Here is a 12849-nt window from a genome sequence, read left to right on the forward strand (position 1 = left end):
AGAACGCTTCCACAACAGGCACTGCGCAACGTCAGAGAGTTTCCAGCCAACGGCGCAGCCCCTCGTGGGTGGTGTCTGGGTGGTCGCGTAAAGCAGAAGCCGCGCGTGGGGCCGGTCGGGTTGGGTACGCGGGGGACGCCGTGAATCCGTCCATGGAGGCTTGGCAGCCGCATCCATGCGGCTGACACCCCCGCGTACCCAACCCGACCGTCCTCTGACAGTTTTCGCGCGCGTTCACCCACGGCGAAGAAAAGAAAAGATCAAAAGCAAAAGCGGCTTGGCAGGTCGCTTTCTGTAGAGCCGAGCCCGCGCTCGGCTGCTTTCCGGCCGGCCCGCGAAGCCGAGCATGGGCTCGGCTCTACGCGAGCAAGCGCAGCGCTGCGATCCGCTGTTGATCTTCTTTTTCTTCTCCGTGGGTGGACACGCCCGGAACCTGTCCGTGGCCGGGTAGATGGGCTGCGCAGGGGCGTGAGCCGCATGGATGCGGCGACCGAGCTTACATGGACGTACTTGCAGCGCCCCCTGCGCAGCCCATCTACCCGGCCCCACCCATGAACTGCTTTGCGCCGTCACCCACGAGGGGCTGCGCCGTTGGCTGGAAACCCTATCCCCCGTGCACGGGCCGGTGCCCGCGTACCGCCATCACCAACCCGATGCCGGCCAACAGCGAAACCGCCGATGTGCCGCCGTAGCTGATCAGCGGCATCGGAATGCCCACCACCGGCAGCAGGCCGGAAATCATTCCGCCGTTCACCAGCACGTAGACGAAGAACGCCAGCCCCAGGCTGCCGGCCAGCAACCGTGCATGCGTGTCGCGCGCGTGCACGGCAATCCACAGGCAACGCCCGACCACGAACAGGTACAGCGCGAACAGCGTCGCCACGCCGATCCAGCCGAACTCTTCGGCCAGCACCGAAAACGCGAAGTCGGTGGTGTATTCGGGGAGGAAATCCAGCGTGGCCTGGGTGCCCTGCCCCCAGCCGCGTCCCTGCCATCCCCCGGAGCCGATCGCGATGCGTGACTGCAGGATGTTCCAGCCGGTGCCCAGGGGGTCGGCCGCCGGGTCGAGGAAGGTCAACACACGATCCTTCTGGTACTGACGCAGCAGACCGAACCACGCCAGCGGCGCGGCCACTGCCAGCCCCGCCGCGCCGGTCGCCACCCAGCCCCAGTGCAGGCCCGCCAGCAACAACGCGAACACGCCGCTGGCGGTGACCAGCGTGGCGGTGCCGAGGTTGGGCTGCATCAGGATCAACACCGCCGGCGCGCCGATCAGCACCGCGGCGGTCAGTACCGTGCGCGGCGACGGCGGCAGCGGTTGCCGGTGCAGGTACCAGGCCATCATCAACGGCAGGCTGAGCTTGAGCAGCTCCGACGGTTGCAGGTAGAACACGCCGAGGTTGAGCCAGCGCTGCCCATATTTGCCGGTGCCGATCACATACACCGCCATCAGCGGCAGCATCGACAGCGCGTACAACGCTGGTGTCCACGCGCGCAGGCGCAGCAGCGAAACACGTGACAGCAGCCACATCGCCAGCAGTCCACCCGCAAAGCGCGCCGCCTGCCCGGCCACCGGCCCGGACACACTGTGCAGCACCGCCAGGCCCGCGCCCATCAGGATCAGCAATGCGAGCAGCAACGGCAGATCGATCGTGCGCACTGCCTCACGGCAGCCGCCAAACAGTCGTTTCCATTCCACGCGCAGCACGCTAGCAACGGGCGCTTGCGTGAAGCTGTCAGGGTGCTTCTGATCTCCGTAGCCGGGCTGTGGGGTCAGATCCCTTTTCCCTGTGGAAAAAGGGATCTGACCCCGACGCCGTACTCAGCCGTAGCCGCCGTGCACCGGGTTGTGACTGCGCACCGCCATCACCAATCCGAAGCCGGCCAGCAGTGACACCGCCGAGGTACCGCCGTAGCTGATCAGCGGCATCGGCACGCCCACCACCGGCAGCAGGCCGGAAATCATCCCGCCGTTCACCAGCACATAGACGAAGAACGCCAGGCCGGTGGCGCCGGCCAGCAGGCGCGAATACGAATCGCGCGACTGGCTGGCGATCCACAGGCAGCGCCCGATCACCACCAGGTACAGCGCCAGCACGGTGGCCACGCCGATCCAGCCGAACTCCTCGCTCAGCACCGAGAACGCGAAGTCGGTGGTCTGTTCGGGAATGAAGTTCAGGTGCGACTGCGAGCCCTCGCCCCAGCCCTTGCCATCGAAGCCGCCGGAACCGATCGCGATCTTCGACTGGATGATGTTCCACCCGGCCCCCAGCGCATCCATCTCCGGGTCCAGGAACATCATGATGCGGTCCTTCTGGTACGGCCGCAGCAACCAGAACCAGGCCACCGGCGCGACCGCGGCCACGCCACCCACGCCCAGGCCGACCCACCACCACGGCAGGCCGGCCAACAACAGCACGAACACGCCACTGGCAGCGATCAGCACACCAGTACCGAAGTCCGGCTGCAGCATCACCAGGCCGGTGGGCACGCCGATGATGACCAGGGCCACGAGCACGGTGTTGAAGCGCGGCGGCAGCGGCATCTTGTGCAGGTACCAGGCCACCATCATCGGCAGGCTGACCTTCAGCAGCTCGGCCGGCTGCAGGTAGAAGAACTTCAGGTCCAGCCACTGCCGGCCGTACTTGCCGGTGCCCAGCACGAACACCGCCAGCAACGGGATCATCGAGATCGCGTAGATCATCGGCGTAGCCGAGCGGATGCGCAGGATCGGCACCCGCGAGATGCCCCACAGCGCGGCCATGCCCACGGCGAAGCGCGCGCCCTGGGCCATCACCAGGCTGTCGCCACCGGCGCTCTTCAGGGTGGCCAGGCCGATCACCATCAGCGTCCCCAGGGCCAGGCACAGCACCCAGTCCAGCGTGCTGAAGAAGCGGCGCAGCATGTCGCCGGCCCAGCGCAGGAACACTCTCATCGTACGGGCTCCGCGACGGTCGGGCGTGGCGTGGCGGGCAACACGGCGGCGGCCGGCGTCGCCGGCTGCGGTGCGGGTACAGGTTCCGGCGCCGGCACGCCGACCAGCACCGGATGTTCACCCAGCTGCGCCGCGGCGAGGTCGCCAGCCTGGCGCGCGCCGGCATCTTCGTTGTCGAACGCGGTGGCGCCGATGGCGGTGGTGCCGCGCTCGCTGTCCAGTGGCTGCATGCCTTCGGGCATCTTGCCCAGCAGGTAGGCGTCGAACACCTTGCGTGCGATCGGCGCGGCCGCCGAACCACCATAGCCGCCGCCTTCCACGGCCACCGCGATCGCGATCACCGGGTTTTCCACCGGTGCGAAGCCGACGAACAGCGCGCGATGGCGCAGGTGCATCGGCAGGCTCTTCGGATTCACTGCCGCCGTGCCCTTTCGGCTGATGACCTGCGCGGTACCGGTCTTGCCGGCCATCACGTACGGCGCACCCACCGCCACGCGCCAGCCGCTGCCGCCGGGCCGCATGGTCGCCATCATGCCCTCGCGCACGGCCTGCACGTTGGCGGGGTTGGGGCTGACCGGCTTGCTCTCGCCAGCCGGCATCGCCGACCAGTCGCTGTCGAAACCCTCGCGCTGCTGGATCACCAGGTGCGGGGTGCGCAGCTGGCCATCGGCCAGACCGCTGACGCCGCGCGCCAGCTGCAGCGGGGTGACCTTCCAGTCACCCTGGCCGATGCTGATGTTGACCGTATCACCGGGGTACCAGGCTTCCTTGCGGCTCTTCCGCTTGTAGGCCGGCGACGGCAGGATGCCGCCGATCTCGCCGGTGAGGTCGATGCCGGTCGGCTGGCCGAAGCCGTAGTACTCCATGTAATGGTCGAAGCGCTCGATGCCCAGGTCCAGCGCCAGCTTGTAGTAGTAGGTGTTGACCGATTCGGCGATGGACTTGCGCAGGTCGGTCCAGCCATGGCCGCCACGGTGGGCGTCACCCCAGCCGCGGGAAGTGCCCGGCAGATAGAACATGCCGGTGGACAGCACCTTGTCTTCCGGGCGTCGAACGCCCGAATCCAGGCCGGCCAGGCCGATCAGCGGCTTCAGCGTGGAACCGGGGGCGACGCCACCGAGCACCAGGCGGTTGAACTGCGGCCGCGACGGGTTTTCGTTCAGCGCCTTGAAGTCGGCATGCGAGATGCCGTTGACGAACAGGTTGGGGTCGTAGGACGGCAGGCTGACCATCGCCAGCACTTCGCCGGTGCGCGGGTCCATCGCCACCGCCGAGCCTTCCTGGTCGCCGAAGGCGGCCACCATGGCGCGCTGCAGGTCGGCGTCGATCGACAGCCGCAGGTCGGCGCCGGACTGCGCGGCGACGCGGCCGATGGTGCGGATCGCGCGCCCCTGCACGTTGGTCTCGACCTGCTCGTAGCCGACCTTGCCGCGCAGCTGCTGCTCGTAGTAACGCTCCAGGCCGGACTTGCCGATGTGGGTCAGCGCGGCATTGCCTTCGCCGAGGATCTCCAGATCCTTGTCATCAACGCGGCCAACGTAGCCGATGATGTGCGCGAACAGATCGCCGTAGGGGTAGCGGCGGGTCAGGTAGGGCTCCAGCTCGACGCCGGGGAAGCGCCAGCGGTCGACCGCGAAGCGCGCCATCTCCTCGTCGCTCATGCGCAGCTTCAGCGTGACCGGCAGGAACTTGCGGCGCGCCTTGCGCGACTTGTTGAACGCTTCCAGCTCTTCCGGGCTGATGTTGATGATCTTCGCCAGCCCTTCCAGGGTGGCGTCCATGTCCTTGACCTTGTCCGGGGTCACGTCCAGGCGGAAGGCCGGCACGTTCTCGGCCAGCAGGCGGCCATTGCGGTCGTAGATCATGCCGCGCCCGGGCACCACCGGCCGCGGCTTGATGCGGTTGGCTTCCGAGCGCGTGGCATAGACGTCGTGGTCCAGCACCTGCAGCTTGAAGTACCAGCCGCCCAGGCCCAGCAGGCAGACCAGCACGCCCAGGAAGCCCAGCGCCGCGCGGCGGCGGAACTGTTCGGCTTCGGCGTGCGGGTTCTTGACCTGGCGGCGCGGGATCATGGCTCAGCGCCCGCGCTTGCCGAAGCGCACCGCGTCCAGCAGCACGAACACCAGCGGCCACAGGCCCATGCCCAGCAGCGGTGCCCACCAGTACGACCACGGCAGGGTCGGCTCATCCACCACGATGTGGACCAGCGCGCTGACGATGCGGTCGTTGAACAGCAGGCCGCCGATGGCCAGCATCTGCTGGGACATCGGGAAGAAGCGGATGCGGGCGCGGAAGCGCTGCAGGATGAAGGCCAGCATCACCAGCCGCAGCGCCTGTTCGCCCAGCACGCCGCCGTACAGCAGGTCGGCAACCACGCCGCTGGCGAAGGCGATGCCCAGGCCGACGCGTTCGGGGGCTTCGATGACCCAGTACGCCAGCACCAGCGCCAGCCAGTACGGGCGCAGCGGCTGCAGCAGCGCCGGCAACGGCAGCAGGCCCAGCAGCAGCGCCACCACCAGGCTGGCCGGCAGCACCCACGGGTTGTCGCGCAGGCGGCTCATCGCTGGGCCTCCGGCGTGGTCGGTTGCCGGCCAGCGGCCGGCACTACCGTAGCGCCGGAGGCTGGGGTGGAGCCCCCCTCTTGTTGAGGGGGGCGCGCCGAAGGCGCGGGGGTAAGGGAGGATGCGGGGGCAACAGTCCTCGTTTGCGACGAGGGCTGTTGCCGGCCAGCGGCCGGCACTACCGGGGAGCTGGCCGGAGCCGGCGTCGTTGCCGCTGGCGCGGCTCCCGCAGGCACGCTGGCGCCGGTGGCCGGCCCCCCCGGGGCGGTTTCTTCCAGCTGCAGGCGCAGTTCCGGCGGAATGCGGATCGCCGCGCCCGGGCGCAGCAGCAGCACGTCGCGGCCGCGGTCGAGCTGGGCCGCCGGCTTCAGTTCGCCGACCAGGAAGGCGTGGGTGTCGTCCGGGCGCAGGCCGGTGATGGTGCCGACCGGGAAGCCGGCCGGGAAGCGCCCGCCGAGGCCGGAGGTAACGATCTCATCGCCCACTTCCACGCCGGCGCTGAGCGGAATGTCGCGCAGCTCCAGCGTGTCGCCGCGGCCGTAGACGATCAGGCGCACGCCGTTGCGGGCCACGGTAACGGGCACCGCGTGGTCGGGGTCGGTCAGCAGCAGCACGGTGGAGGTGCCGCCGGTGACGCTGATCACCTGCCCCATCAAGCCGCCGGCATCGATCACCGCCTGGCCGACGTGCACGCCTTCGCGGGTGCCGGCGTCGAGCACCAGGCGCTGCTTCACCGGGTCCAGGTCGATGTCCAGGATCGGCGCCAGCTGCACGTCCAGGCCGCTGCGCTCGGCCACGTTCAGCAGTTCGCGCAGCTGGGCATTGTCCAGCGCGGCGGTCTGCAGGCGGGTCAGGCGCGCGTTGGCCAGCAGCAGCTGGTTGCGCAGTTCGCGATTCTCGGTCACCAGCTGGGTATGGCTGGCGGCGGAATCCTTGACCTGGTTGCCGAGCTTGCCGGGCAGGCCGGCCAGCGCCCATACCGGCTGCACCAGGCTGTTGGCCTGCTCGCGCAGGCGCGCCAGCCAGCCGGCCTGGTCATCGAGCACGATCAGGGTGATGGCCAACGCGAGATAGGCCAGCAACCGCAGGGGGCTGGCGGCATCACCGGATCGGGAGGCAACGGGAGGACCGGCGTAGGGCGGCACGGCAACGATTCAACTGGCAGAAGGCGAAAGGGAAACACGCGGGCGCCCCGCCGGTGCCGGCCCGCCATCACGGCGGGCCGCACCCCGGAAGGGCGCGGCGGGCAGGAACGGCCGGGACGGCTTATTCCGGCGCAAAGAACTCGTTGCCGTGCATGTCCACCAGCTCCAGCGCACGGCCGCCACCGCGGGCCACGCAGGTCAGCGGATCGTCGGCCACCTGCACGTGCAGGCCGGTTTCCTCGGAGATCAGGCGGTCCAGATCGCGCAGCAGGGCGCCACCACCGGTCAGCACGATGCCGCGCTCGGCGACGTCGGCGCACAGTTCCGGCGGGGTCTGCTCCAGCGCCAGCTTGACCGCGCTGACGATGCCCGACAGCGGCTCGTGCAGGGCCTCGAGCACCTCGTTGGAGCTGATCTTGATCATCTTCGGCACGCCCTCGGCGAGGTTGCGGCCGGAGATTTCCATCTCGATCACTTCCGCCTGCGGGTAGGCGCAGCCCAGCTCGACCTTGATGCGCTCGGCGGTGGCTTCACCGATCAGCATGCCGTGGTTGCGGCGCACGTAGTTGGTGATCGACTCGTCGAAGCGGTCGCCGCCGATGCGGACCGAGGCCGAATAGACGATGCCGTTGAGCGAGATCACCGCCACTTCGGTGGTGCCGCCGCCGATGTCGATGACCATCGAGCCACGGGCCTCGGTGACCGGCATGCCGGCGCCGATCGCGGCCGCCATCGGTTCTTCGATCAGGAACACGTCACGGGCACCGGCTTCCTCGGCCGATTCCTTGATCGCGCGGCGCTCGACCTGGGTCGAGCCGGCCGGCACGCAGACCAGCACGCGCGGGCTCGGGCGCAGCACGCGCGATTTGTGCACCTTCTTGATGAAGTGCTTGAGCATCGCCTCGGTGTAGGTGAAGTCGGCGATGACGCCGTCCTTCATCGGGCGGATGGTGGTGATGTGACCCGGGGTACGGCCCAGCATCTGCTTGGCTTCGGCGCCCACGGCTGCCACCGAGCGGGTGCCACCGATGGCACGGTCCTGGCGCACGGCCACGACCGACGGCTCGTTCAGCACGATCCCCTGCCCGCGCACGTAGATGAGGGTGTTGGCCGTGCCCAGGTCGATGGACAGGTCGTTGGAGAACATGCCACGGAGTTTCTTGAACATCTGAGGAAGGAGTCCTGAGGGGTGTCGTGCCCGCCGCGGGATGGCGAAAAAATGGGCAGAAATCGAGGCCGACAAGCCTAGCAACCCGCCTGCCGCCGAGCAAGGAAAAAACTAGCTGAACCCGCGTCTTCACAGGCTTTCGGCCTGATCGGGCATCACCCGGTTCTGGCCCTGAGCGGCACCAGCGGGTAACCTTTGCGCCGTCGGGCGCCCAAGGGCGCCGTTTGCTTGCCCGCTGAACCGGGCTGGCCCACCCCAAAATTCACCGCATAGGCTTACATCGATGTCCGCTCTGATCTGTGGTTCTCTTGCCTTCGACACCATCATGGTGTTTCCGGACCAGTTCAAGAATCACATCCTGCCGGACAAGGTGCACATCCTGAACGTGTCCTTCCTGGTGCCGCGCATGCGCCGCGAGTTCGGCGGCTGCGCCGGCAACATCGCCTACAACCTGCACCTGCTGGGCGGCCAGCCGATCCCGATGGGCACCGTGGGTTCGGACTTCGGCCCGTACCGCGAGTATTTCGAAGGCCTGGGCATCGACCTGTCGCGCGTGCGCGTGATCGATGAGCTGTTCACCCCGCAGGCGTTCATCACCACCGACCACGACAACAACCAGATCACCGCCTTCCACCCGGGCGCGATGATGCGTTCCTACGAGAACCATGTGCGCGGCGTGCCGGGCGTGACCCTGGGCCTGGTCGGCCCGGATGGCCGCGAAGGCATGATCCAGAACGCGCAGGAATTCCACGAGGACGGCATCCCGTTCATCTTCGACCCGGGCCAGGCCATGCCGCTGTTCAACGGCCCCGAGCTGCGCGCCTTCATCGACCAGGCCGACTACGTGGTGGTCAACGACTACGAGTCGAACCTGCTGCAGGAACGCACCGGCTGGGACGAAAAGGAGATCGTCAGCCGGGTCAAGGCCTACATCACCACCCGCGGCCCGAAGGGCGCGGTCATCCACACCCCGGAAAAGAGCTACGACATCCCGCCGGCGCACGAGCGCCGCGTGGTCGACCCGACCGGCTGTGGCGACGCCTTCCGCGCCGGCCTGATCTACGGCATCCAGAAGGGCTACGACTGGCTGACCATCGGCCGCATGGGCAACCTGATGGGCGCACTGAAGGTCGAGCACCCAGGCACGCAGAACCAGCGCTTCACCTTCGACGAGTTCAACGAGCAGTTCAAGCAGCAGTTCGGTTACGCGCTGGGCGCGTAAACCGAACTGCCCGCGCATCGCTCGGTGGGTGTCGACCTGGGTCGACACTGCCGGCCGGCGGCCGGCACTACCGGAACTTCCGACCGACACGTTGCCTGCTCTGTAGAGCCGAGCCCATGCTCGGCTTGCGCGCGCCTGCGCGATCTGACCGCAGGGCAGCCGAGCGTGGGCTCGGCTCTACACGGTCATGCGGCCTGCCAGGCCGCCAACAGCGCGCGGCAATCGGCGAAATGCCAGTCGGCACGGCCGGGCCACGGGTTTTCCGGCAGGTTGACCAGCACGGTATGGGCGCCCGCGGCGCGGCCGCACTCCAGGTCGTAGGCGTGGTCGCCGACCATCACCGCCTCCCTCGCTGCAATGCCCCAGCGCCGCAGGTGCTGCTGCAGGCCATCCGGCGAGGGCTTGGGCACCGCTTCATCACGGCCGACGATGTCGGCATCATCGAACAGTTCCCCGACCCCGATCGCGTCCAGCGTCAGCTTCGCCAGCGCATGATCGTTGCGGGTCAGGATGCCCAGCCGGCAACCGTCGGCTGCCAGCGCACGCAGCAGCGTCACCGCACCCGGCGCCGGCAGCGCCTCCTCGGCCAGCACACGTTCGTGATCCAGCAGCCACTCACGCTTGGCCTGCGCCGGCGCATCCGGCAACGCTGCGATATGGTCCAGGATGTCCTCCTCGGCCGCGATCTGCAGCGCACGGCGGATCGCGGCGAAATCATGCACGGCGACGGTCAGCGTGCCATCCATGTCGAAGACCCAGTGCCGGATCGCGGACAACGCGTGCACTGCGCTGCCCGTCGCGATCATCACTGCCACCACTGCGGCATGCGACTGGCGTCGACACCGCCGGTCTCGAACACGGCCGTACGCGTGCCGCCAGCCTTGACCGGGAACTCGATGCTGATCGACTTGCCCTTGCGCGCCAGCTTCCACAACGCCTTCTGGTCGGTGATGAACAGGGCGATGGCTTCATCGGTCTTCGGGCGCCAGGCCGCCATCGACACCGGCTTGCCATCGTCCACGGTCACCTTCACCGTGCACTGCGGGCAGCGGAAATCGCCGGCCTGCAGCACCAGGTAAGCGTGCCGCTTCCACTCCGGGTGATCGCGGAACACCAGCTGCACCGGCTTGGCGCCGCTGCCATCCACGTCCACCCGTTCCTTGCTGTAGATCTGCGCCGAAACCTGGTTGCCCTTGTTGCCCACCGGGATCTGGTTGTACTGCCACAGCGCCTGCATGCGGCGCAGGTCGCGCGCGGCATCGCCCTTGGCCTTGACCTCGTCGAAGCCCGCGGCGATGCGCTCGGCGGCGGCGGTGTCCTTGTACTGGTCCAGCAGCGAGGCGCCATGCAGGCGCGCGCGTTCCCAGTCCTGCGCGGCCACGGCCATGTCGTACTGCTTGGCCACGTCCTCGGCCTTGGCTTCCTTCTGCGCCTGCACGGCGGCCGCGGCGGCTTCCTGCGCCTTGCGCTCTTCCTCGGGGTTGCTGCAGGCGGCCAGGGCCAGGGTGCAGGCGGTGAGCAGGATCAGTCGTTTCATGGCGGAGGTCCTATGCGAGTGCATCCCGATTCTATCGGCAGCGAAAAGCGGATACAGCAACGGCGGGTTTCCCCGCCGTAGCTGGTGAAGCAGTGACCGGTTGCCGGCCAGCGGCCGGCACCACCGGTTACTTGGCTTCAGCCTTGGCCAGCATGTCCTGGACCGAGGCCGTGGTGATCGGGTGGTAGCCCGGCTTGGCCTTTTCAAAGGCCTGCTTGGCCAGCTCCAGCTCCTTCGGGGTCTTCACCAGTTCGGCGTAGATCGGCAGGATCAGCTTGCGACGGCCGACGCGCTCGATGAACGCGGCAGCACCTTCATTGGCCTGCTCGTAGCCGCTGCGGATCGCCAGCGGGTACCAGCGCATGGCGATCTCGCCATTCGGGGTGCCGGTGAAGTGGAACGCCTTGTCCAGCGTGGCCAGCTTGTCCAGCGGCTGGGTCGCACCCAGGCCGTCGATGAAGCGCACCCATTCCTGCGTGCTCCAGTCGGCGATGACCTGGCTGCTCGGCACGGTGCCGGCGCTGGCGAAGGCAATGCGCGCGGTATCGACGCTGCTGAAGTTGCGCGACTGCGCCTTGGCCGCGAACGCCGGAATGCCCGGCTCGTCCAGCCACGCCTTCAGTTCGGCCTCGGTCACTGCCGAGGGATTCTTCGGCAGCAGGTTCTTCTTCATGTACGCGACGAACTGGTCGGTGTTCGCGCTCTGGAAGGCATGGTCATCGAACCAGCCGCGCAGGAACGGATCGAAGGTCTCGCGGCCGAAGCGCTGCTCCAGGAATTCCAGGAACCACGAACCCTTGACGTAGGCGACCTGGCTGAGGGCTTCGTCGGGGTCACGCTCGTTCAGCGGCGGCAGCGCCAGCGCCTGGTCGGCCGGGCTCATGTCCTTCACTTCGGCCAGCAGGTCGGTCTGGTCGATCTGCTTCTCCATCTCGGCCATCTCCTTGCCGTACAGGGCTTCGGTGATGCGGCCCTGGACGTAGGTGGTGAAGCCTTCATTGAGCCAGATGTCCTTCCAGCTGGCGTTGGTCACCAGGTTGCCCGACCAGCTGTGCGCCAGTTCATGGGCGACCAGCGAGACCAGCGACTTGTCACCGACGATCACGGTCGGGGTGGCGAAGGTCAGGCGCGGATTCTCCATGCCGCCGAACGGGAACGACGGCGGCAGCACCAGCATGTCGTAGCGGCCCCAGCGGTATTCGCCGTAGAGCTTCTCGGCGGCACCGATCATCTTCTCGGTGTCTTCGAATTCCTTGGCGGCCTTGTTGACCATGGTCGGCTCGGCCCAGACGCCGGAGCGGCCGGAGATCGGCTCGAACACCAGGTCGCCGGCGGCGATGGCCAGCAGGTAGGACGGAATCGGCTGCGGCATCTTGAAGGTGTAGTCACCGTCACGCGCGGCCTTCGGATCGTTGTCGGCGCTCATCAGCACCATCACGTCCGGGCGCGAGACCACGTGCGCGCTGTAGGTGAAACGCACGCTCGGGGTGTCCTGCAGCGGCACCCAGGAGCGGGCGTGGATGGCCTGCGACTGGCTGAACATGAAGGGCAGCTTCTTGCCTTCGGTCATCGACGGCGCCAGCCACTGCAGGCCCGAGGCGGTCGGTGCGGTGTGGTAGGTCACTTCCACCTTGGCCGGCTGTTCCGGGGTCTCGATGGTCAGCTTGCTGCCGAACACCTTGTCGACCGGGGCCAGCGCGAACTGCAGCGGGCTGCGCGCGCCATCGGCACCGACGGCCTCGACCTTGGACACGGTCAGCTCGCGGGTGTCGAGCACCAGCTGCCTGGCGTCCTTCTGCTTCCATTCCAGGGTGTAGGTGGCGGTGCCGCCGATCTGCTTCTGGTCGAAGTCCAGCTTCAGATCCAGTGCGATGTCCTTGATGACGACCTTGTCCGGCTCGGCGTACGAGCTTTCGTCGTGGCTGCGGTTCTCGGCGTTCACGGGGGCGGCGGGGGCCTTTGCGGCAGTCGGGGCGGCGGCGGGCGCGGCCGCCTCCTGGGAGCAGCCGGCGGCCAGGGCCACGGCCAGCGGAAGGAGCATCAGCGGATTACGCATGAATCGGGACCGTTACGGGGATCAAACCCTAATGGTACCTCCCTCCGGCCGCGCAGGCGTTGCGCGGTGCGGGGTAATGCAGGCCGGGGCCGTTCCTGCGCCTCCGGCGCATGCCAACCAAGGTTGGCATCTACAGGTAGGTGCCAACCTTGGTTGGCATCTACAGGCAGGTGCCCACCTTGGTTGGCACGGATCCATCAACGCACGCGGCAGGCCCGTGCCGAC

10 protein-coding genes are annotated in these 12849 nt (G+C 67.9%); 1 reads left to right on the forward strand and 9 read right to left on the reverse strand.

The genetic code is table 11. From position 1 onward, the window contains the following. Positions 1-604 precede the first annotated feature (604 nt). The 6 genes from rodA (AC5P56_RS01080) to AC5P56_RS01105 all read right to left on the reverse strand — a co-directional run bounded on the left by rodA (AC5P56_RS01080) (position 605) and on the right by AC5P56_RS01105 (position 7809). Positions 605-1699, reverse strand: a complete 1095-nt coding sequence (gene rodA / locus AC5P56_RS01080; RefSeq protein ID WP_241887119.1) for a rod shape-determining protein RodA — start codon at positions 1697-1699, stop codon at positions 605-607. Positions 1700-1822: 123 nt separating this feature from the next. Next, a complete protein-coding gene (gene rodA / locus AC5P56_RS01085; protein WP_014648447.1) occupies positions 1823-2935 on the reverse strand; it encodes a rod shape-determining protein RodA in 1113 nt (370 codons plus the stop codon). Then, entirely contained in the window at positions 2932-5007 is a 2076-nt protein-coding gene (gene mrdA / locus AC5P56_RS01090; protein ID WP_075076653.1) for a penicillin-binding protein 2, read from the reverse strand. Before mrdA ends, rodA (AC5P56_RS01085) begins: the two co-directional genes overlap by 4 nt. 3 nt (positions 5008-5010) lie before the next feature. Next, positions 5011-5496, reverse strand: a complete 486-nt coding sequence (gene mreD, locus AC5P56_RS01095; protein ID WP_005419400.1) for a rod shape-determining protein MreD — start codon at positions 5494-5496, stop codon at positions 5011-5013. Continuing rightward, the gene (gene mreC / locus AC5P56_RS01100; RefSeq protein WP_111205658.1) at positions 5493-6641 is read right to left on the reverse strand and encodes a rod shape-determining protein MreC; all 1149 of its coding nucleotides are present in this window, start codon (positions 6639-6641) and stop codon (positions 5493-5495) included. Before mreC ends, mreD begins: the two co-directional genes overlap by 4 nt. A 121-nt stretch (positions 6642-6762) precedes the next feature. Next, on the reverse strand, positions 6763-7809 hold the full coding sequence (locus AC5P56_RS01105; protein WP_005419402.1) for a rod shape-determining protein: 1047 nt from the start codon (positions 7807-7809) through the stop codon (positions 6763-6765). A 283-nt stretch (positions 7810-8092) separates the two neighbouring features. Between AC5P56_RS01105 and AC5P56_RS01110 the strand changes: the two genes are divergently transcribed. Beyond that, positions 8093-9031, forward strand: coding sequence for a carbohydrate kinase family protein (locus tag AC5P56_RS01110; RefSeq protein WP_005411078.1), 939 nt, complete (start codon positions 8093-8095; stop codon positions 9029-9031). Between the two features lie 185 nt (positions 9032-9216). On the opposite strand, the gene AC5P56_RS01115 is transcribed toward AC5P56_RS01110, so the two are convergent. The 3 genes from AC5P56_RS01115 to AC5P56_RS01125 form a co-directional block, all read right to left on the reverse strand. Then, positions 9217-9837 (reverse strand): HAD family hydrolase, encoded by a 621-nt coding sequence (locus AC5P56_RS01115; protein ID WP_049406055.1) that lies wholly within the window; start codon positions 9835-9837, stop codon positions 9217-9219. Further along, entirely contained in the window at positions 9837-10568 is a 732-nt protein-coding gene (locus AC5P56_RS01120) for a hypothetical protein (protein ID WP_008265071.1), read from the reverse strand. The genes AC5P56_RS01115 and AC5P56_RS01120 overlap by 1 nt, the downstream gene beginning before the upstream one ends. Positions 10569-10695: 127 nt before the next feature. After that, a complete protein-coding gene (locus tag AC5P56_RS01125) occupies positions 10696-12624 on the reverse strand; it encodes a M1 family metallopeptidase (RefSeq protein WP_495231398.1) in 1929 nt (642 codons plus the stop codon). Between the last annotated feature and the right edge of the window lie 225 nt (positions 12625-12849).

Source organism: Stenotrophomonas sp. YJH_SMC_131, from assembly GCF_059367975.1.

Coding starts and splice junctions, on each gene's coding strand:
- rodA (WP_014648447.1), bottom strand. CDS start 2,935: ATGAGAGTGTTCCTGCGCTGGGCCGGCGACATGCTGCGCCGCTTCTTC.
- mrdA (WP_075076653.1), bottom strand. CDS start 5,007: ATGATCCCGCGCCGCCAGGTCAAGAACCCGCACGCCGAAGCCGAACAG.
- mreD (WP_005419400.1), bottom strand. CDS start 5,496: ATGAGCCGCCTGCGCGACAACCCGTGGGTGCTGCCGGCCAGCCTGGTG.
- AC5P56_RS01105 (WP_005419402.1), bottom strand. CDS start 7,809: ATGTTCAAGAAACTCCGTGGCATGTTCTCCAACGACCTGTCCATCGAC.
- AC5P56_RS01110 (WP_005411078.1), top strand. CDS start 8,093: ATGTCCGCTCTGATCTGTGGTTCTCTTGCCTTCGACACCATCATGGTG.
- AC5P56_RS01115 (WP_049406055.1), bottom strand. CDS start 9,837: ATGATCGCGACGGGCAGCGCAGTGCACGCGTTGTCCGCGATCCGGCAC.
- AC5P56_RS01120 (WP_008265071.1), bottom strand. CDS start 10,568: ATGAAACGACTGATCCTGCTCACCGCCTGCACCCTGGCCCTGGCCGCC.
- AC5P56_RS01125 (WP_495231398.1), bottom strand. CDS start 12,624: ATGCGTAATCCGCTGATGCTCCTTCCGCTGGCCGTGGCCCTGGCCGCC.